This is a genomic window from Candidatus Mesenet endosymbiont of Agriotes lineatus (genome assembly GCF_964019585.1).
GTDB lineage: Bacteria > Pseudomonadota > Alphaproteobacteria > Rickettsiales > Anaplasmataceae > Mesenet.
This window is the reverse complement of record NZ_OZ026454.1, coordinates 1,288,104-1,307,595: the sequence shown is the minus strand read 5'-3', so window position 1 is coordinate 1,307,595 and position 19,492 is coordinate 1,288,104. Positions and strand designations below refer to the sequence as shown.

Sequence of the window (19,492 nt, the reverse complement as noted above, 5' to 3'; positions counted from 1 at the left end):
GTTTGACACAGTTTGTTGAACGTTCTCAGGAAATTTAGAAATTACTAAATATTTAGTACAGCTATACTTTTCTATCACTTCCCATTCTCTATCTTTTTAATCTGTTGGATACTTTCTTCTCATCCTTACTCCATGTTGAATGCAGTATTAAAATACACATTCCTTGGTTTGTGGATAAGCTCTAATTGCGATGTGGGCAAGGCACAAAGAAATAACGTTTATCGGAAGCCTCAAACTCTTTTTCAATTCTGCTAATTCCATGCACTGTTGATCTAAAAAGATCTTTCTCCTCGTAAAAGTGTTAGTACGAGCAATGCTTAAGGATCACCTTCACCCCCCCAGAGTCTCCTGATCAATCTCATCTAAGAATAAGTATTTAACTGGCATAGATCTCAAACCGACACTACTGTTAGCTCCAGTTATTACCACCATGCCTCCTGGGAACTCTTTACTTTGTACTGTATTACCTGAATCTCTTGCTCTTGGATCTTTAACCTTACTCTTTAAACACGGTGTACTTTCAATCAGGGGAGCAAATCTTCCTTTAGACCAACGCTTTCCCATCTCGACAGTGGGTTAGCATTGGCCCTGGAGTTTGATTGATGATATAGCCAATCCAGTTATTTCCAGCTTCTGTTCCTCCAATTTGCGCACCTTTCATAAATTCTCAACGGCAGATGAAGGAGAGAGAGAATCCATGATTTCTTTTAAATAAGGAGTTCTTGCTGTCCGCCATTTCCCTGATTCTGATGATGTCGTTTGTGAAATACTCATTTGCCCACTGTGATACTTTAAGCTGTGGATCGGGTTTTAGTCCATCATAAAAACTACTGCTATAAATCATCGCATTAACACCAAATTATTTGATTGCCATGGATTTTCTAGCTCATCATGATCAACTAAAGTAGCGGGTTCTTTACTGGTCTCTGCTTCTGACAGTACTTTTAAAACCTCCTGCTGACAGTTGTTATCAATTGATCTTTGGATAAGTTGACTTAAAGCCACTATAGCAATTGCTGTGAATACTCCAGCTATGGCGGGATACATTCCTACTACTATAGTAAGAACCACTATCATTGAACCTATAGTTGCAAGAGTGAGAACTGTACAGAGCTTAACCTTTTTATTATGACTATTTCTCTTTTCTATCACTTCTGCACATTTACTAAGCATGTGAAACATCACAGTTCTGCATAATCTATAGGAGTTTTGCCTTCATTATCCCTGCCAATATGAAAATTTATCTGATTATAAATTACAAAAAGCTATAGATGAGGTTAAAAATAACTTATCTGATTTTAAAACACTGCTTAGTCTTGAAGAACATAGAGCTCCACGTGAACTCCAACTTTATATATATGATAATGAGAATCACTACCATAAACATACAGGATCAACTATAAGTTATGGTCATTTTGATCGTGAATCAAACAGCATGCATGTTTACAAGACAACCCAACATTCTGGAAATATAACTTTACAACCAGTAATGAACATTGCACAAAACAAAAGAGTCCTTCCAAAAAAAGAAGTAATAAAGTTAGATGATAATCTACAAATAGATTTATACTACAATAACTTGAACGACAAACAATTGGAAGCAGCTAAACAAGAAATCAAAGATCTTTATCAATTCGAAAATTTAGATGGTATGAAGAACCCTGATATCACTAACATACTTACCATCTTTATGCATGATAACGAAAAAGACTTTTCTGAATATGGAAGCTCACATACAGACTCTTATAATGTAGGTCAAACTAGCGAAGTCGGTACACATATTGCTTATGTATATCATAATCAATATGGTGGTGATAGTTTGCAAACTCAAGTGAGTTATGCGTTATTCTGTTATAATAATGGTCTTAGTGAGAATAAAATATTGCCTGACGTTGTTGAACCCTTAAGTCAACATGTATTAAATCAAGAGAAAACAAATGAAATTGCAAAATTAATTTCTGCAAAACCTAGTAAAGAAGCAATACAAAGTTATGAAGATGATGATGAAGACTATTACGGAAACGAAAAAGATGATGATGAAGGTTTAGGTATGCAGTATGAAATGAAAAATGGTAGTTTGCATATTACGGATGGTGAGACTAACAAGGTTGTCAAGATACCGAAGAAATTTAAATACTTAAAGTTAGAAGAAGATGGTGAAGGGGAGTATAAACTTGTTCTATGTGATAAAAAAGGTCATGCTTTGTCTGATAGTAAAAAATATGCTAAAATAGATGATAAATGTAAGTATATTAACATAAAAGCTGTTAACCTTGATGAAGATATAGAGTTTGATGATTATGATGAAGAAGATCTATTCTTTATTCAACCTGATGGAATTAATTCACAAGTAGCAAAAATACTTGATATTTATGAAGATGAAATAGGTATGTTATTTAATAATGATTTTATTTAAGATACTGATACATATTATCTAATGGGTTAATTGGAAGATAGAGTTGTATAAGATTATTTAATATTATAATATATAAAGTAGCTGCTTTTTAACGTAGTTTATAAGGAGGACAACATGGCAGAAAGTGATATTGATTATCATAAAATTATTATAGTTATGACTAATGGTGAGAGATTTGAAACACGTTCAACCTATGGTTCAGAAGGAGATGTAGTAACCTTAAATATTGACTCGCACAATCATCCAGCATGGACTGGGAACTTAGCTGATGCAGTTAAAAAAACTAGCAAGTTAGCTAAATTTAAAGATAGGTATGGTGATTTGTTTTAAAAGCTTTTTAAAATTTTTCAAAAGTTATAGTTGATACATTTTTTTATATAATGAATAAATATGAAAAGATAGCTTATGCAATAGCAGATTCAGTAAAATCGCAACAGATATATAATTTTCTTAAAAGATCTAGTTTTATTGATATAGAACAGCAAGAACCAATATCTGATATTGACCTTCTTTTAGTCATAGGTGGAGATGGGTTTATGTTACATAGTTTACATAATTATGTGATTGGTAATGGTATACCTGTATATGGAATAAGTTATGGAACAGTGGGGTTTTTACTAAATAAACCATTAGAAGAGACAGGGGTTTTACTAAACGATTCTTTAGAAAGAAGTTTAGTGCATCACATAAATAGAGCAGTTCCAACTGAGCTAACCTTGCTGGAAATGGAAGCTACAGATGTAAATGGTCAAGAATACCATTCTGTTGCTATTAATGAAGTGTCGTTATTTAGAAAAACTAATAGAGTGGTTCATATAAAAATAATTATTAATAATAAATTAAGAATGGAAAAATTGGTTGGTGATGGGGTAATGCTTTCAACCCCAGCTGGTAGCACTGCATATAATTTTTCTGCTGGTGGTCCTATTTTACCTCTAAATTCAAATCTTTTTGCTTTAACTCCTATAAATCCATTTAGACCTAGACGTTGGCGTGGTGCACTATTATCTGATAATGATTTAGTTGAGCTTGAGATTATTGATCCACAGAATCGATCAACAACTATTGTTTCCGACTATACGGAATTTCCTAATATATTAAGAGTAAAAATTTATAAAAACCTAAATAAGCAGATAATTCTGCTATTTGATTGTGATCATTCTTTAGGTGAAAGAATATTTAGTGAACAATTTCTATTTTAATAATTTAAAAATGTTGTTAGGTATACTTTATTTTAATTTAGATGAATTCTTAATTTGAGCAGATAATTTTTTACTACTGCGAAAATAGACTCTTAAATATTGATTATGTAAGTTTGTTGCTTTATCAACCATAAAATTGCAGCTTTTAATTAAAAATGAACCAAATCCCCTGAGTTCAACATTACTGCCGTCTTGAAAATGGTCCACAATGGATGAAAAAAAAATGTTAATAACTGCTACTACATTACTCTTTAATAAAGTTTTTTTTTATGCGCTGAATTAAAGATACTTTTGTTGCCATAACTATTTTAAATTAAAGGTTAGACACTTATACCAACCCACACCTAAATTTAAACTTTACAAGATAAACAAATGCTATATGCCCCAACCTCGGTTACTTCAACATCAATTTTTTGCATTAAATTGAATCCTTTATTTTCTGGCAAATTACTACTTTCAATAAAAATAGTTACACCATCTGCAACCTCAACTAATATGCTTTTCTCTTCTATTTTTAGAACAGTTGCTTTTAATTTATCACCTACTTTAATAGTATTTAAAAATACCTCAAAAGGATCGTATTCAAGTTGTTTTATTCCGAGATTGACCTTAAACCTATTAATGTCAATCCTTAGGATTTTCGCTTTTAATTTATCTCCAACTTTATATTCCCTAATTTCATCTCTATAATCTTTAGACCAACTTAAATCTGCTGCATTTATAGTACCGTATATATCCTGAAAATCCTTAAACTCAACTATTATACCATATTTTGCAATATCTTTTACTATACAAGTTACTACTAAACCTAAACTATACTTATTTGCAAATTCTTGCAGTGGATTTTCAATGCACTCTTTTATACTTAAACCCATTTTATGCTGCTCTGCATTAATGCTTAAAACCTTTACACGTACTTCTTGCCCCTTTTTTAATAATTGACTTACTAATAATTTACTTCTTTTCCAGGTTATTTCACTTAAGTGTACTAAACCCTCAATTCCTTGACTAAGCTTAACAAATGCACCATATTCTTCTTGACGATGTGATATTAACTCCTGTGTACGTATAGCTATATTAGTCACATACCCTACATGCTCACTACCAACAGTATACTTTTCTTCAATCCCCTCCCAAGGATCTTTCTCAAGCTGCTTGATGCCTAGAGAGATTCTACCTTTTTCCCTATCAATCTTTATAACCTTAGCTTTAACATTTTGACCAAGTGAGAAAAATGCTGGAAGATGGGGACGTGACGAACGGCACCAAGTCACATCTGTTTTGTATAGTAACCCATCTATTATACCTATTTCATTGGATTCATGAATTCTTATAAATGCACCATAACTTGCTATGCTTTTTACTTTTCCTTCTACAATATCACCTTCATTCAATCCCTCTAGGAATTTTGCTTTCACCCCTGCATAAGCAGCTTCTAAAATTCTCTTTCTTGATACCACAATATTTGCTTGAGTTCTATCCATCTTTTCTATTAAAAACTTTTGTTTTGTCCCAATTAAAGATTGAAAATCATCAACTTGTTTTATATCTATTTGACTATTGGGCAAAAAAGCCACCAAACTGTCTATATCAACGGAAAAGCCACACTTAATTTGCCTTATAATTATCCCTTCAATTTCTTGACCTGCTTTAGAAGCTTCTTCCAATCTTTCCCATAATTCTATGCGTAAAGCTTTCTCCCGACTTAGAACGACATTCCCATTACGTCCTTCTATTGTCTCTAAATATACCATCACTTTAGAACCAATTGTTACCTCTGATGGTAAACTATCTTTTACATAAAACTCTTTAATTGGTACCCTTCCTTCAGATTTTAGATTAACATCAATTATAAAATCTTCATTTTCAATTTTAACAATCTTACCTTCTATTATTTTACCTTCTTGTATTTTACTTTCTGAAAGAGACCCAAGCAAACCCTCAAAATCATAACTTAACTCTTCGTTATTTAATATACTCTCGTCTATGAATCTGTTGGATAATAATTTATTAATATGTATTGTAGGTTTTAATCTACTCATTTAAAATTAACCTAGTTTTTATTTAACTTAAACTGTAATTTATTTTATTACAAGTATTTTTTTCATAATCTCATTAAAAGCTTGCTCTAACTTTATGTATGAAGAGTCAATATAAATTGCATCTTTGGCTTGTATTAAGGGCGCCACACTTCTGTTTGTATCTCTGATATCTCGCTCTATTAATTTTAATAGTACTTGTTTGTACGTTAGTCTTTTTTTTAACGATATCAACTCTTTAAAGCGCCTCTGAGCCCTAACAGATAGTTTTGCAGTGATAAAGAATTTTATGTCTGCATCTGGGCATACTATTGATCCTGTATCTCTTCCATCTAAAACCGAACCATGAACTTGGGAGTAAGCAAGTTCTCTCTGTACGTCTAATAAGATAGATCTTATCTCCTGTTTAGTTGCAAGTATTGATGCCAACTTGCCAATTTCTTCTGAGTATAGTTCTTTATTGTCATTACCATAGTAGTCATCAATTGTCAAAAAAGGCAATTGCTCTAAAAATTCCTTATTGATACATTGATTCTGCTTGCTTAATTTGAATGCGAGTACTCTATATAATTTTCCAGTATTTATGTGCTGGAAGTTAAAAAGTATAGCAACTTTTTTGGCTATAGTGCTTTTTCCCGAAGCAGCTGGACCATCAATTGCTACTATGAAACAGTTCTTTCTTTTCATTTGTTATATATTGAATACAAAACAATTGCTGCAGCATTAGAAACATTCAAACTATCAATATTAGGTGATATTGGTATCTTGATTAGAAAATCACAGTTTTCTTTAACTAATCTTCTTAATCCTTTATCTTCTGATCCTACAATGATTATTCTCTTGTCATAAAATTTAGAGATTGAATCTAAATTTTGGCTTGCATGACAATCAAGTCCGTAACACCAATATCCTTGTTCTTTTAATAACTTAATAGTTTTTACGATATTTGTAACATACAGTAAAGGTGTAATTTCTAGCGTACCACTTGCAGCTTTAGCTATTGAAGCATTTTCACATGGTGAATGTTTGTAAGTTAAAATCAATGCATCCATTCCAAAACATGCTGAAGTCCTCAAAATTGAGCCTATATTATAAGTATCAGTGATCTGGTCTAGTATTAGAACAGTAGATTTATTTGTAGATTTTTCTATAATTTCCTGCAGTTCAAAATTTTTTAATGGAGCAACTTTAAGTGCTATTCCTTGATGATTAACATGAGATGCTAAAATAGTATTAAATTTGTTAGTTTCTATCACTTTTACATTCTTTGCTTCTATATAATCTCTTAGTTCTTTATAATTTTGCTTATAAAAAGTTGGACTAAGTAATAATTCGTAGCATAACCTGTTTTTATTTTTTAATGCAGAAATACAAGTATGTTTTCCATAGAGCCAAAATTGCTTCATTATAAAATATATAAAATGACACGATTAAATCTATTATATTGGAAAAACCAAAGATTTAGCAATTTTTACATTAATTTCTTGACATAATATGAGCCTTAAATTACTAATATAGGTTTTGAAACTAGGTAATGTTAATTGAGGAGGGGTGACCGAGTGGTTAAAGGTAACAGACTGTAAATCTGTCCGCGTTTGCGTACGTAGGTTCGAATCCTACCTCCTCCATTGTTAGTGCGGGTATAGCTTAGTGGTAGAGCCCTAGCCTTCCAAGCTAGTGGTGTGGGTTCGATTCCCATTATCCGCTCTTTATAGGTTTTATTTTTTTATTTGTTATTTGTTAAAATTTTAGAGGCACAAATGAGTGAAATAGAGGAGAGGAAAGATCATATAAACACAGGGACGATAGGGCATGTTGATCATGGGAAGACGACGTTAACAGCAGCGATCACAAAGGTGTTAGCGAGCAAAGGACAGGCTAAAGCTATAGGGTATGATCAAATTGATAAAGCACCGGAAGAAAAGGAGAGAGGGATAACTATTTCAACTGCACATGTTGAATATGAAACGGAGAGTAGGCATTATGCACATATAGATTGTCCTGGTCATGCTGACTATGTAAAAAACATGATAGTTGGTGCTGCTCAAATGGATGTAGCAATACTTTTAGTATCTGCGGTTGACGGTCCTGAGCCGCAGACAAGAGAGCACATATTGCTTTCAAAGCAGATAGGAATAGAAAACATCATAGTTTTTTGCAATAAAGTTGATGTTGCAGAGCAAGAGATGATTGAGTTAGTAGAGATGGAGGTTAGGGAATTGCTAAGTGAGTATGGTTATAGTGGTGATGATATTATAATAATAAAAGGTTCTGCACTTAAAGCATTAGAGGGCGATGATAGTGAATTAGGTAAAGGTGCGATATTAAAATTAATGGAAGTGTTAGATAGTGTTCCAAAACCTATAAGAGATTTAGACAAGACGTTTTTAATGCCGATAGAGGACGTATTTACAATACCTGGGCGTGGTACAGTAGTAACAGGTTGTATTGAGCGTGGTAAGGTAAAAGAAGGTGATGAGATAGAAGTAGTTGGACTTAGAGAAGTACAGAAAACAGTTTGCACTGGCGTTGAGATGTTTAAAAAGAGATTAGGATGGGGAAAAGCTGGTGACAATGTTGGTATTCTATTACGTGGTGTAAAGAGAGAGGATGTAGAAAGGGGGCAGATTTTGGCGAAGCCTGGTACAGTTACACCACATAAGAGATTTAAGGCTGAAATATATGTATTAAAAGCAGAAGAAGGAGGGCGAAAAACACCATTTGGATCGCATTATCAGCCACAATTTTATTTTAGAACAACTGATGTAACTGGTAGTATGAGGATTTTAGATGGCAAGGAAATTGTTATGCCTGGAGATCAGGTAAGTATGGAAGTAGAGTTACAGAATCCTTATGGAATAGCAATGGAGAAGGGATTAAGATTTGCAATAAGAGAAGGTGGTAAGACTATTGGTTCTGGTATTGTTAATGATATTTTAGAGTAGGTTTTTAATGGTAAATGCAGATAAAAATCAAGTATATATTATTATTAAAGCTTTTGATAGTAAATGTTTGGAGCGAAACGTAGTTAAGTTAGTTTCTAGCTTTAACAAACTTGGGATTAAATTTAAAGGTCCGGTCTACCTGCCAACTAAGCATAAACATTTCACTTTTAAGCGTAGTCCTCATGTTGATAAGAAGTCACAAGAGCAATATAAAAGGGATGGGTCTAAACGTCTGATTCTATTGAATAGCTTTGATTTTAATAATGCTGTGCAAAGATTAGATGACGACTTATCTTTATCAAGTGGTGTGGAAGTGAGTTTTAAAACTAAGGATAAATAATGAATAGAATTAGACCGTTAAATAGAGTTGGTTTACTGATGAAGAATATTGGCCATACAGCATTACCTTTTTTAGGTAAATTAGTTCCTGTCACGCTATTACAGCTTGAGGATACGGTAGTTGTTGATTTAAAGTCTGAAAAATGTGGTTATTTTGCTGCTGTTTTGGGTGTAGGGAATGTAAAAAATATTTCTTATCCCCAGTTAAGATTCTTACGTGGAAAGAACATAGATAATAATTATAAATTATTTGAAAGTAGATTAGTGAGTTTATCTAATATAGAGATTGGATTAAAGTTTAGTGTTGATCATTTTATAGTTAATCAGTATGTTGATATTATAGGTTATTCTAAAGGAAAGGGTTTTGCTGGTGTAATGAAAAGGCATAACTTTAAGGGATTGAGAGCTTCTCATGGTGTTTCTATAGCTCATCGTTCTCAAGGATCTACGGGACAATGTCAAGATCCTGGTAAGACTTTTAAAGGGAAAAAAATGGCTGGCCATTTAGGTACAAAAAGAGTTACAGTACAAAATATAAAAGTTGTTCTTATTGATAACAAAGCTTCTATAATTGCTGTAAAGGGTAATAATGTTCCTGGTTATTGTAATTCTTATATTTTTATTAGAGATGCAAATAAGAAAGTTATGCACGAAAATTTACTCTTAGAATAGATTTTATGGTGTTGAAATAATATGAATTATAAATTAGTTAATTTATACAATGAAGATGTTGGTGAGGTAAGTCTTAATCCTTCAATATTTTCTGTTAGTAGGGAATCAGGCAAGTTAATATTGCATGATATAGTGAAATGGCAATTGTCTAAAAGAAGAAGTGGTACACATAAAACTAAAGGTATAAGTGATATATCTGGTACTACTGCTAAGCCATATAAGCAAAAGCGTACTGGTAGAGCAAGGCAGGGTAGTTTGCGTTCTCCTCAATTTAGAGGGGGAGCCGTTATATTCGGGCCTGTGGTTAGAAGCCATGCTTATTCTCTTAATAAGAAAGTTCGTAAATTAGGTTTTAAAATTGCGTTATCTTTGAAGTATTCTGATGATAAGCTGGTCATTATAGATAGTATTCATCTTAATTCTAGTAAAACATCTGAAATGAAGAAATGCATCGATAGTTTTGAATTTCCACCTTATTCTACTCTTTTAATAGTGGCTGATTATGATGAGGGTATTAGTTTAGCTTGTAGAAATTTGCCTAGAGTTGATATAATTAAACCCATTGGAATAAATGTTCTTGATTTATTAAATCATGATTATATTATTTTTACTGTTGATGTTTTAAGTTATTTGGAAAATAGATTGTTATGATGGATTATTATAATCTTATAAAATCTCCTCTTATCACTGAAAAAGCATCCTTTTTAAAAGAAGGGTTTAATAAATATGCTTTGTATGTAGATGTTAGGGCTAATAAAAAGCAACTTAAAGGGGCAATAAAATCTATTTTTGATGTTGATGTTTTATCTATTAATGTTGTTAAAGTTCCATCTAAAAAGAAAAGATTTAGGGGTGTGGTAGGTAGTAGAAAACAAAAGAAGAAAATCTATTTTTCATTAGCTAATGGTCAAAGTTTAGATATGGTAGGTATGTAATGGGTATAAAGTTATTTGCTCCAGTTACTGCTTCATCTCGTGGTACTGTTTTAATAGGTAAGAATCATTTATGGAAAGGTAAGCCGGAAAAATCTCTTGTGGTTGGCAAAAAATCTACTGGTGGTAGAAATAATTTTGGTAAAATTACTACCCGTCATATTGGCGGTGGTCATAAAAAAAAATATAGAATAATTGACTTTAAACGAAATGACGATACTACTGCTACAGTGGAAAGAATAGAGTATAATCCTAATGGGGCTGCTTTTTTAGCTTTAATTTCTAATCAGAATGGTGTTAAGTCTTATATATTAGCTCCACAAGGTGTTAAGCCTGGTGATAGTGTTGCATCTGGTAATGGTGTTGATATATTGCCTGGTAATTGTTTGCAACTTAAGTTTATTCCTGTTGGTTCTTTTGTGCATAATATTGAATTGAAGCCTGGTAATGGCGGTGTTATTGCTAGGTCTGCTGGTAGTTATGCTAGAGTGTTAGGGTATGAAAGTTCTCATGTTTTGTTAAAATTAAGATCTGGTCAAGTGAGATTAGTACTTTCTACTTGTAGGGCTACTATTGGTATATTATCTAATGCTGATCATAAAAATATAAAATTGGGTAAAGCTGGTAGAAGTAGGTGGCTTGGTATTAAGCCAACTGTTCGTGGTGTTGCTATGAACCCTATTGATCATCCTCATGGGGGTGGTGAGGGTAAAACTTCTGGTGGTAGGCATCCAGTCACGCCTTGGGGTGTTCCTACAAAGGGAAAAAAGACAAGAAAAAAGAATAAATTTAGTAATAAGTATATTAAGCGTTTATAGGTAGTTTATGAGCCGGTCTGCGTGGAAGCCTCCTTTTTGTCATCCTAATCTTTTTAATGAAGTGAGTAAGGTGGTTAAAGAATTGTCGAATGGAGTAGGCAAGGAGAGTAATTCCATAATTAAAACTCGTAGTAGAGGGTCTACTATATTGCCTAATTTTATTGGTTTGTGGTTTAGTGTTTATAATGGAAAGAAGTATATTCCTATATTAGTTGATAGTAATATGGTAGGCCACAAACTTGGTGAATTTTCTCCTACTCGTACATTTAAGGGGCATAGTGGCGATAAAAAGGTAATAAAAAAATAAGATTTGGTGTAGTTATGGTGATGAATGATGTTCCGATGGTTAAGGCTAAGGCAACAGTATTAAAGATTAGTCCTCGAAAATTAAGTTTAGTTACTGATTTAATACGTAAGTATAGTATTACTCAAGCTGTAATGCAGTTGGCTTTTTGTAAAAAAAAAGCTGCTTTTTATGTTAATAAAGTTTTGAAATCTGCACTTGCTAATGCTCAATATAACTATAATTTGAATGTTGATGATCTTTATATTAATAAAATATTGGTTGGTAAATCTGTAACGTTGAAAAGGGTTTGTCCTAAAGCCATGGGAAGAGCTAATAAGATAAATAAACGGTATAGCAATATGACTATTGAATTAAAAAAGAGAGTTTAAAGTTATGGGTAGGAAGGTAAATCCAATAGGATTTAGATTAGGAAAGGTAGCTCAGTATAATGCTTTATGGTTTGCTGAAAAAAAAGAGTATAAGAATTTTCTTTGTAAGGATTTGTTGATTCGTACTTATATTGATAAGTACTTTTGTGATGCTGGGGTTGATGAGGTAGTAATATCTCGTAAGGCTGGATTAGTGATTGTTGCAATATATTCCTCAAGGCCTGGTGTTATAATAGGTAAGGATGGAAATGAGCTAAAAAAAACAAGTCAAGTACTTTCTAAGATGATAGAAAATCCTATTGAATTTAACATTATAGAGGTAAAGAAAGTTGAAACGAATGCGTCTTTAATAGCTAAAACTATAGCTCGACAATTAGAAAAAAGAGGTTCTTCTTTTCGACGTGTTATAAAAAAGGCAGTGCAAAATTGTTTGAAGGCAGGTGGGCAAGGAATAAAGGTGCTGTGTTCTGGGCGTTTAAGTGGTGCTGAAATAGCTCGTGTTGAATCTAGCAAGGGAGGTAAGCTACCTTTAAGTACTTTACGTATTAATATTGACTATGCTTTGTGTGAAGCAAAGACTATATATGGCGTTATAGGTGTAAAAGTTTTTGTTTGTTTGGGTAGTTAAGTTGTTATTTAGTGGTAAATGTGATGTTTATACCGAGAAAGGCTAAGTACAAGAAGGCCTTTAAAGGTCGAGTCAAAGGTAATACCAAAGGTGGTAGTGACTTAGTATTTGGGGATTATGGTTTAAAAGCTGTTGGTGTTGCAAGGATTAATTCTAATCAAATTGAAGCTGCAAGGCGTACTATAGTTAAAGTATTGAGAAGTAATAATAAAAAGTTTAAATTATGGATTAGAATTTTTCCTAATATACCTGTTAGCAAAAAACCAGCTGATGTTCGTATGGGTAAGGGAAAGGGAAGTGTTGAGTTTTGGGTTTTTAGAGTAAGTCCTGGTCGAATTTTGTTTGAAGTTAGTAATGTTCCTATAGATTTAGTAAAAATAGCTTTTGATAAAGCATCTTCTAAATTGCCAATAGGATGTAAGCTTATATCTGATTGTAATATTTTATAAAATTATGGAGGGTGAATTGGAAATAAAAGAAATAAGATTGAAGTCTTCTCAAGAACTGTGTAATATTTTAGCAAATTTAAGGAAAGAGTTTGTAAGTATGGTCTTTCAAAAAAAGCTAGGTCAATTTAGTAATACTGTACGTTTTAGTTTGATTAAGAAATCTATAGCTCGTGTTTTAACTGTTTTAAGTGAGAAGAGAGAGCAAGATAATGTCTAAAAGAATTTTGTATGGTACTATAATTAGCAATAAATCTAGTAAAACTGTAATGGTTTCTGTTTTGAGAGTCACTAGGGATAAGTTATATAAAAAGGTTATAAGAAGATGTAAAAAGTATAATGTTCATAATCCTTATACTGGTGAGTTTTGTAATCTTTACAAAGAGGGAGATTCAGTTAAAATACAAGAATGTAGGCCAATTTCATCTACTAAAAAATGGATAGTATTTAAAGAGGGGATGCATTAAGAGGTATATGTATGATTCAAAAGAACACGTTATTGCAAGTAGCTGATAATTCTGGTGCACGCTTTGTTTTGTGCATAGGGTTATCAAAGGGAAAGAAGTTTGCATCTATAGGTGATATAGTTACTGTTTCTGTCAAGTCTTCAAGTTCTAAAGCAAAGGTTGTAAAAGGTAAGGTGTATAAAGCAGTGGTAGTAAGGGTCAGAAAGTTAGTGCGTAAATTTGATACAAGTGTGATGTCTTTTTCTTCTAATGCTGTTGTTTTAATTAATAATTATGGCGATCCCTTAGGTACTAGGGTGTTTGGTCCAATTAAAAAACTAACCTCTGGTTCTTTTATGAAGTTAATGTCTTTAGCTGTTGAGGTTCTATAATGGGCATGAAAATAGTTAGTGGTGATAATGTAATCGTGATAAGTGGTGATGATAAAGGAAAAATTGGTAAAGTAATCAAGGTGATAAAAGATAAGAGCCATAAAGTAATGGTTTCTGGTGTAAATTTGTGTAAGAAGCACATTAAACAAAATGGAAATAAAAAAGGTGGTATATTAGTGGACGAGTTATCTATTGATATTTCTAATGTTGCTTTCTTTGATCCTAAAAATCAAGTTAGAACTAGAGTGGGGTTTAAATTGTTAGATAATAATAAGGTTAGGTTTGCTAAAAGCTCTGGAGAGGTGATGGATTAATCTTATGTTGGTGTTGCAGGGTTTATATAAAAATAATATAGAATTGTTGTGTAAGAGGCTTGCTTGTGATAAGAAGGAACAGGTTCCTAGATTAGTCAAGGTATGCATTAATATGGGTATAGGTAATGCTGCATTTGATAGTAAGGTAGCTAATTATCATTTTACGATTTTGCGTTCAATATCGGGTCAAAAGCCTGTTTATACTTATGCAAAAAAATCAATTTCTGGATTTAAGATAAGAAAAGGTGAAATTGTAGGGTGTAAGGTAACTTTGCGTAAGAGAAGAATGTATGAATTTTTAGAAAAGCTCATTTATATTACTTTACCTGAAGAGAGGGCTTTTAAGGGTTTGAGTTCTAAACAGTTTGATAATCGTGGCAATATTTCATTAAGTATTAAGGAGCATACTTCATTTTTAGAGGGAAGATATACTGTGGAAGGAAAAATTATAGGGATGGATATTAATATTGTTACAAGTGCAACTAATAATAAGGATGCAAAGGAATTATTATCTATTTTAAAATTCCCTTTTTTTGATTAATAAGAGTGGTATTATGGCAAAAAAATCTGTTATACAAAGAAATTTAAAAAGAATACAAATTTGTGATAGGTACAGAAGTAAAAGACAAGAGCTTAAAGGTATAATAAGTAATAAAAATATTCCTGTTGATCAAAGGTTTATTGCTCAACTTAAGTTATCTAAAATGCCAAGAGATTCTTCTGCTGTAAGAGTTAGGAATAGATGTTTGTTGAGTGGTAGGGGTAGAGGTGTTTATAGGGAATTTGGCTTGTCTCGTATTGCTTTACGTCAGTTATGTCCTTTTGGGTACATTCCGGGAATGTTAAAGTCTAGTTGGTAATTTATGATTATGAGGAGTATGTAATGGCAAATCTATGTGATTTTTTAACAAGGATTCGTAATGCGCAGTTAGCAATGATGAAAATTGTAGAGGTTCCATTTTCTGGGATGAGGGGTTCTGTTTTAAAGATTCTACAAGATGAGGGATACATAACATATTTTGATAAAAAAGAAGTGAGGAGTAAAATATTTAATTTTATTATAGAATTAAAATATTATAACAACATGCCAGTGATTCATGAAATAAAAGCATACTCTAAACCTGGCAGACGTATTTATTCTACAGCTAGGGAAGTTCCTAGATTTTACAATGGGTTGGGCATTATTATTTTATCTACTTCAAAGGGAGTAATATCTGATTTTGATGCAAGGAAATCAAATGTTGGTGGAGAGGTTTTATGTGGTATTTTTTAAGTAGGGATTATTAATGTCTCGTGTTAATCTAGTGCCTGTAACTATTCCTGATAGTGTTGAGCTTAAGTGTTATGGTAATAAATTGTTGTTTCAAAATAGTATAGGAAGAAGGGAATTTATTTTAAATAGCTCTATCCTATATAAGTATGATGGTAATAAGTTGTTATTATCAATTGATAAAAATAATTTTAATAAAAAAATTAATGCTTTATTGGGAACTTATATAAGTAATATTAATAATTTTATTTATGGTATAACTAAGGGCTTTTCTCTCTGTCTTGAAATTAACGGTATAGGGTATAAAGCAGGGTATAATGGTAAGTATTTAACTTTATCATTAGGTTTTAGTCATGATATAATTTATAGGATATCAGAGCATGTTAAATGCGAGTGTATTAAACAAGATATTGTAATAACGGGAATAGATAAACAAAAAGTTCATATGCTTGCATCTGATTTATGTAAGATAAGGAAATTTAATCCTTATAAAGGTAAAGGTATTGTATTAAAAGGTAAGATTATGTTACGTAAAGAGACTAGCAAAAAGAAATAATTTTACAAAATGGAATGATTTATGGGAAATTCTAAAACTTTATTAAGTACATTAAATAATAAAAAGAGAAGAAAGTTGTGTACCCGCGCAAAAATAAAGAAGGGTTATGGCTATCTGCGCTTATCAGTATTTAAGTCAAATCGGTATTTTTATGCTCAATTAATTAATGATGAAGACGGTATTACTGTTGCTTCTGCTTCGACCTTGGAGAAGGCTCTTAAAGTTGAGTGTGGTCGCAAAGTAAATAAAGAATCTGCAAAAGCTGTAGGTAAATTAATTATTAGCCGTTTATCTGGTAAAGATATTTCTAATAAGCAATTGGTTTTCGATAAAGGTCCTTATAGATATGCTGAGAATACTGTTATATCTAAGTTTGTTGAGGTTTTAAGAGAATCGGGATTAAATTTTTAGGTTAATTTATGGTTGTGATGAAAAGTTTTCAAGATGATTCTGGGTTATCGGAATTATTAGTTTCTGCTAAGAGAGTGTCAAAGGTTACAAAAGGCGGACGTAAATTTTCTTTTTCAGATTTGATTGTAGTAGGAGATGAGAAAGGAAGGGTTGGTTGTGGATTAGGTAAGCACTATGAAGTAGCAGAAGCTAAAATAAAAGCTGCAAATTCAGCAAAGAAAAAGTTAATAAGAGTTCATTTGCGTGAAAATAGAACTTTGCATTATGATATTGTAGCTAAGTTTTGTTCAGGTAAGGTTTTATTGAGATCAGCAAAGCCAGGTACAGGGATTATAGCTGGTGGAGCTATAAGGTCTGTGTTTGAAGCTTTAGGCGTAAAAGATATAGTTGCTAAATCTATTGGGTCAACTAACCCTCATAATGCTGTATATGCGGTATTTTCTGCTTTCAATAAAATGTTATCTTTGAGGCAAATTGCAAATAAAAGAGGTAAGAAAATTAATGAAATAATTGGAAAAAGATAGGTTATTGTATGAAGTTAAATATTTTGTTTACAGGTTTGCCTAAGAAAAAGAGAGCAAAACTTTTAGGCAGGGGAATTGGTTGTGGTAAAGGTAAAACTTCAGGTAGAGGACATAAGGGACAAAAGGCAAGGAGTGGTGCTTCAATCAATGGTTTTGGAGGTGGTCAACAGTCTATATTTACACGTTTACCTAAAAGAGGGTTCAAATCAAAATTTAAGCAGCGTTATGCTATTGTTAATATCGGTGATGTTGAACACTTAATCAATCCTGATAAGATGAATGATAATTACATAGATAAGAATGTATTATTTAGGTTAGGCTTAATTAGATCGCTAAGATGTAAAGTGAAATTATTAGGTAATTGTGAATTAAAAAGCAAGTTGATATTTTGTGTTGATGCGGTGTCTAGATCAGCACAAGCTTCAATTGCATCGGTCGGTGGGAAAGTAGAGTTATAAAAAAGTTATGAATTCTAAGGATTTATTAAATAAGTTTGATTTTTCTTTATTATGTAAGGGTGATCTGTTAATACGTTGTCTTTTTACTATAGGGGCTCTTATTATATATCGTTTAGCTACTTATATTCCTATTCCTGGAGTTAATCTTCAATTAATTAATGATTTTTTTTCCAGAAATAGTATTGGTATTTTGGGGGTATTTAATTTACTTTCAGGTGGAGCTTTAGGTAGAATGACTATATTGTCTCTGAATATTGTGCCGTACGTAGTATCCTCAATTATAATTCAGCTTATATTAGCTACAACAAAAGGGATGAATGAGATAAAAAGTAATAATGAACTATGGCGTTGTCGGGTGAATTCTTATGTCCGTTATGTTACTATAATTCTTTGTATCATCCAAGGTTTTGCTATTTTATTGGGGTTAGAGAATATGAACACTGAAAATAATGTAGTTGTGTTATCTCCTGGTTTTTGGTTTCGTGTGATAGGTATTTTTAGTTTACTTGGTGGAACTATGTTCTTAGTATGGCTCGGTGAAAAAATAAATACTAATGGTATAGGTAATGGTATATCTCTTATTATTTTTACTGGTATCATATCAGAATTACATAATGCTCTATCATCTATTTTTATACTTAATAGAGCAGGTAGTATATCAATAATTATGATCTTTTTTATTTTCCTTTTATTTTTACTGTTATTAACCTTAGTAATTTTTGTTGAGCGTTCTTATAGAAAAATTTTTGTTCAATATCCAAGAAAGCAATCTAAGGGCGGCTTATATAATGATAATCATACTTATATACCACTTAAATTGAATATTGCTGGAGTAATACCTACAATATTTGCTAATGCTATCGTTTTAACTCCTATAACAATAGCAAATTTTCATAAGGAATATGCATGGTCAGATTTTATTCTGAGTAATTTTTCTGCTGGTAAAGTTGCGTATGTGGTATTTTATTTAATGCTTATGATATTTTTTAGCTTTTTTTATACTGCTTTTGTTTTTAATCCACAAGAGGTTGCAGATACGTTAAGAAAAAATGGTAATTTTATTCCTGGAAAAAGGCCAGGTAGTCATACCTGTAGTTATCTGCAGTATGTAGTTTTTAGATTAACTTTTTTTGGTTCTCTCTATTTGTGTTTTATATGTCTAATTCCTGAAGTAATAAGGTACTACTATAATATACCTCTTATTTTTGGTGGGGCTAGTTTGTTAATTATTGTGAGTGTTATTATGGATACTATTTCTCAAGTTCAAGCTCATATTTTTGCAAGTAGGTATGATTCATTTATGAAAAAGTCTGAGCTAGTGAATCTTTAATGAATATTATAATTTTTGGTCCTCCAGGTTCTGGTAAAGGGACACAATCATGTGTATTATCAAAAAAATATGGTTTAAATATTATCACTGCTGGTGATTTATTAAGAGCTGAAGTTGTTGCTAATAATATTGATATAAAAGTTAAAAATGCTATTGAATCTGGTACTTTAGTAGAGGATAAGTTTATATGTGACATTATATATAAGCAACTTAAACTGTCTGCTAGTAATTTTATACTTGATGGTTTTCCTAGAAATTTGAATCAAGCTAAGTTTTTAAATAAAGTATTGAAAGCAGTCAATCAAGTTATAAATTATATAGTAGAGTTGCAAATTAGTGATAATGTAATAATAGAAAGGATTGCAAATCGTTTTATGTGTTTTAATTGTGGGAATATATATAATTTAATGTATATTAATGAAATTAATAAGTGTAAGAAGTGTGGCAGTAAAGAAATAAGGCAAAGATATGATGATAGAGATTTAAGTATAGTAAGAAAAAGAATAATGGAATATAAAGTGCAAATGGAAGATTTAAGGAAATATTATCGGGGTAAAATATTAGAAGTTAATGGCGAGATGAATATAGCCCAAGTAAGTGAGGTGATGTATGCTTTTTTTTCTTAGTTTATTTATTGACTTTAATGTGTGTTGTGTTAAGTTATTAGCTTATACTTTTA

General features: G+C 31.8%; 30 protein-coding genes, 2 tRNA genes and 2 pseudogenes. 28 read left to right on the top strand and 6 right to left on the bottom strand.

Annotation, left to right across the window (positions count from 1 at the left end):
* Positions 1-184: 184 nt before the first annotated feature.
* A pseudogene (locus AACL19_RS06135) lies at positions 185-844 on the bottom strand (phage terminase large subunit family protein); the annotation flags it as partial.
* Positions 841-1,182, bottom strand: coding sequence for a hypothetical protein (locus AACL19_RS06130; protein ID WP_339045604.1), 342 nt, complete (start codon positions 1,180-1,182; stop codon positions 841-843). The pseudogene AACL19_RS06135 and the gene AACL19_RS06130, both read right to left, overlap by 4 nt.
* Before the next feature lie 307 nt (positions 1,183-1,489).
* Between AACL19_RS06130 and AACL19_RS06125 the strand changes: the two genes are divergently transcribed.
* The 3 genes from AACL19_RS06125 (at position 1,490) to AACL19_RS06115 (ending at position 3,618) form a co-directional block, all read left to right on the top strand.
* Positions 1,490-2,416 (top strand): hypothetical protein, encoded by a 927-nt coding sequence (locus AACL19_RS06125; protein WP_339045603.1) that lies wholly within the window; start codon positions 1,490-1,492, stop codon positions 2,414-2,416.
* 114 nt (positions 2,417-2,530) lie between these two features.
* The gene (rpmE, locus tag AACL19_RS06120; protein WP_339045602.1) at positions 2,531-2,746 is read left to right on the top strand and encodes a 50S ribosomal protein L31; all 216 of its coding nucleotides are present in this window, start codon (positions 2,531-2,533) and stop codon (positions 2,744-2,746) included.
* A gap of 50 nt (positions 2,747-2,796) precedes the next feature.
* Positions 2,797-3,618 (top strand): NAD kinase, encoded by an 822-nt coding sequence (locus AACL19_RS06115; RefSeq protein WP_339045601.1) that lies wholly within the window; start codon positions 2,797-2,799, stop codon positions 3,616-3,618.
* A gap of 27 nt (positions 3,619-3,645) precedes the next feature.
* On the opposite strand, the pseudogene AACL19_RS06110 reads toward AACL19_RS06115, so the two are convergent.
* The 4 genes and pseudogenes from AACL19_RS06110 to rlmB form a co-directional block, all read right to left on the bottom strand.
* Positions 3,646-3,864, bottom strand: a pseudogene (locus AACL19_RS06110) (HU family DNA-binding protein); the annotation flags it as partial.
* 104 nt (positions 3,865-3,968) lie between these two features.
* Positions 3,969-5,660, bottom strand: a complete 1,692-nt coding sequence (locus AACL19_RS06105) for a 30S ribosomal protein S1 (RefSeq protein ID WP_339045599.1) — start codon at positions 5,658-5,660, stop codon at positions 3,969-3,971.
* Between the two features lie 39 nt (positions 5,661-5,699).
* A complete protein-coding gene (cmk, locus tag AACL19_RS06100; RefSeq protein WP_339045598.1) occupies positions 5,700-6,344 on the bottom strand; it encodes a (d)CMP kinase in 645 nt (214 codons plus the stop codon).
* Positions 6,341-7,063 (bottom strand): 23S rRNA (guanosine(2251)-2'-O)-methyltransferase RlmB, encoded by a 723-nt coding sequence (gene rlmB / locus AACL19_RS06095; protein WP_339045597.1) that lies wholly within the window; start codon positions 7,061-7,063, stop codon positions 6,341-6,343. Before rlmB ends, cmk begins: the two co-directional genes overlap by 4 nt.
* A 139-nt stretch (positions 7,064-7,202) precedes the next feature.
* Between rlmB and AACL19_RS06090 the strand changes: the two genes are divergently transcribed.
* The 25 genes from AACL19_RS06090 (at position 7,203) to AACL19_RS05970 (ending at position 19,439) form a co-directional block, all read left to right on the top strand.
* Positions 7,203-7,285, top strand: a tRNA-Tyr gene (locus tag AACL19_RS06090).
* 8 nt (positions 7,286-7,293) lie between these two features.
* Positions 7,294-7,364: transfer RNA gene (locus AACL19_RS06085), tRNA-Gly, on the top strand.
* A 53-nt stretch (positions 7,365-7,417) separates the two neighbouring features.
* Positions 7,418-8,602, top strand: coding sequence for an elongation factor Tu (gene tuf / locus AACL19_RS06080; protein ID WP_339045596.1), 1,185 nt, complete (start codon positions 7,418-7,420; stop codon positions 8,600-8,602).
* Positions 8,603-8,609: 7 nt separating this feature from the next.
* Positions 8,610-8,942 carry a 30S ribosomal protein S10 gene (gene rpsJ / locus AACL19_RS06075; protein ID WP_339045595.1) on the top strand — a complete coding sequence of 111 codons (333 nt, stop codon included), beginning with the start codon at positions 8,610-8,612 and terminating at the stop codon, positions 8,940-8,942.
* On the top strand, positions 8,942-9,613 hold the full coding sequence (gene rplC / locus AACL19_RS06070) for a 50S ribosomal protein L3 (protein ID WP_339045594.1): 672 nt from the start codon (positions 8,942-8,944) through the stop codon (positions 9,611-9,613). The genes rpsJ and rplC overlap by 1 nt, the downstream gene beginning before the upstream one ends.
* Before the next feature lie 21 nt (positions 9,614-9,634).
* Entirely contained in the window at positions 9,635-10,264 is a 630-nt protein-coding gene (gene rplD, locus AACL19_RS06065) for a 50S ribosomal protein L4 (RefSeq protein WP_339045593.1), read from the top strand.
* The gene (locus tag AACL19_RS06060) at positions 10,261-10,548 is read left to right on the top strand and encodes a 50S ribosomal protein L23 (RefSeq protein ID WP_339045592.1); all 288 of its coding nucleotides are present in this window, start codon (positions 10,261-10,263) and stop codon (positions 10,546-10,548) included. The genes rplD and AACL19_RS06060 overlap by 4 nt, the downstream gene beginning before the upstream one ends.
* A complete protein-coding gene (gene rplB / locus AACL19_RS06055; RefSeq protein WP_339045591.1) occupies positions 10,548-11,363 on the top strand; it encodes a 50S ribosomal protein L2 in 816 nt (271 codons plus the stop codon). Before AACL19_RS06060 ends, rplB begins: the two co-directional genes overlap by 1 nt.
* 7 nt (positions 11,364-11,370) lie before the next feature.
* A complete protein-coding gene (gene rpsS / locus AACL19_RS06050) occupies positions 11,371-11,670 on the top strand; it encodes a 30S ribosomal protein S19 (protein WP_339045590.1) in 300 nt (99 codons plus the stop codon).
* A 17-nt stretch (positions 11,671-11,687) separates the two neighbouring features.
* Positions 11,688-12,038, top strand: a complete 351-nt coding sequence (rplV, locus tag AACL19_RS06045) for a 50S ribosomal protein L22 (protein WP_410519883.1) — start codon at positions 11,688-11,690, stop codon at positions 12,036-12,038.
* Between the two features lie 4 nt (positions 12,039-12,042).
* Complete coding sequence (rpsC, locus tag AACL19_RS06040; protein ID WP_339045588.1) at positions 12,043-12,666, top strand: 30S ribosomal protein S3; 624 nt, start codon at positions 12,043-12,045, stop codon at positions 12,664-12,666.
* Positions 12,667-12,689: 23 nt separating this feature from the next.
* Positions 12,690-13,115, top strand: coding sequence for a 50S ribosomal protein L16 (gene rplP, locus AACL19_RS06035; RefSeq protein WP_339045587.1), 426 nt, complete (start codon positions 12,690-12,692; stop codon positions 13,113-13,115).
* A gap of 16 nt (positions 13,116-13,131) precedes the next feature.
* A complete protein-coding gene (rpmC, locus tag AACL19_RS06030; RefSeq protein ID WP_339045586.1) occupies positions 13,132-13,332 on the top strand; it encodes a 50S ribosomal protein L29 in 201 nt (66 codons plus the stop codon).
* A complete protein-coding gene (rpsQ, locus tag AACL19_RS06025) occupies positions 13,325-13,579 on the top strand; it encodes a 30S ribosomal protein S17 (protein WP_339045585.1) in 255 nt (84 codons plus the stop codon). The genes rpmC and rpsQ overlap by 8 nt, the downstream gene beginning before the upstream one ends.
* An 11-nt stretch (positions 13,580-13,590) precedes the next feature.
* On the top strand, positions 13,591-13,950 hold the full coding sequence (gene rplN / locus AACL19_RS06020; protein WP_339045584.1) for a 50S ribosomal protein L14: 360 nt from the start codon (positions 13,591-13,593) through the stop codon (positions 13,948-13,950).
* Positions 13,950-14,264 carry a 50S ribosomal protein L24 gene (rplX, locus tag AACL19_RS06015; RefSeq protein ID WP_339045583.1) on the top strand — a complete coding sequence of 105 codons (315 nt, stop codon included), beginning with the start codon at positions 13,950-13,952 and terminating at the stop codon, positions 14,262-14,264. Before rplN ends, rplX begins: the two co-directional genes overlap by 1 nt.
* 10 nt (positions 14,265-14,274) lie before the next feature.
* Complete coding sequence (gene rplE, locus AACL19_RS06010) at positions 14,275-14,805, top strand: 50S ribosomal protein L5 (protein WP_339046706.1); 531 nt, start codon at positions 14,275-14,277, stop codon at positions 14,803-14,805.
* A gap of 13 nt (positions 14,806-14,818) precedes the next feature.
* The gene (rpsN, locus tag AACL19_RS06005) at positions 14,819-15,124 is read left to right on the top strand and encodes a 30S ribosomal protein S14 (protein WP_339045582.1); all 306 of its coding nucleotides are present in this window, start codon (positions 14,819-14,821) and stop codon (positions 15,122-15,124) included.
* Between the two features lie 23 nt (positions 15,125-15,147).
* Entirely contained in the window at positions 15,148-15,537 is a 390-nt protein-coding gene (gene rpsH, locus AACL19_RS06000) for a 30S ribosomal protein S8 (protein ID WP_339045581.1), read from the top strand.
* A 13-nt stretch (positions 15,538-15,550) separates the two neighbouring features.
* Positions 15,551-16,090: a 50S ribosomal protein L6 gene (gene rplF, locus AACL19_RS05995; protein ID WP_339045580.1), complete on the top strand. Its 540-nt coding sequence runs from the start codon at positions 15,551-15,553 to the stop codon at positions 16,088-16,090.
* Between the two features lie 21 nt (positions 16,091-16,111).
* The gene (locus AACL19_RS05990; RefSeq protein WP_339045579.1) at positions 16,112-16,501 is read left to right on the top strand and encodes a 50S ribosomal protein L18; all 390 of its coding nucleotides are present in this window, start codon (positions 16,112-16,114) and stop codon (positions 16,499-16,501) included.
* 8 nt (positions 16,502-16,509) lie between these two features.
* On the top strand, positions 16,510-17,025 hold the full coding sequence (gene rpsE / locus AACL19_RS05985; protein ID WP_339045578.1) for a 30S ribosomal protein S5: 516 nt from the start codon (positions 16,510-16,512) through the stop codon (positions 17,023-17,025).
* On the top strand, positions 17,022-17,483 hold the full coding sequence (rplO, locus tag AACL19_RS05980) for a 50S ribosomal protein L15 (protein ID WP_339046704.1): 462 nt from the start codon (positions 17,022-17,024) through the stop codon (positions 17,481-17,483). Before rpsE ends, rplO begins: the two co-directional genes overlap by 4 nt.
* 7 nt (positions 17,484-17,490) lie before the next feature.
* On the top strand, positions 17,491-18,813 hold the full coding sequence (gene secY, locus AACL19_RS05975; RefSeq protein WP_339045577.1) for a preprotein translocase subunit SecY: 1,323 nt from the start codon (positions 17,491-17,493) through the stop codon (positions 18,811-18,813).
* The gene (locus AACL19_RS05970; RefSeq protein WP_339045576.1) at positions 18,813-19,439 is read left to right on the top strand and encodes an adenylate kinase family protein; all 627 of its coding nucleotides are present in this window, start codon (positions 18,813-18,815) and stop codon (positions 19,437-19,439) included. The genes secY and AACL19_RS05970 overlap by 1 nt, the downstream gene beginning before the upstream one ends.
* Positions 19,440-19,492: the final 53 nt, after the last annotated feature.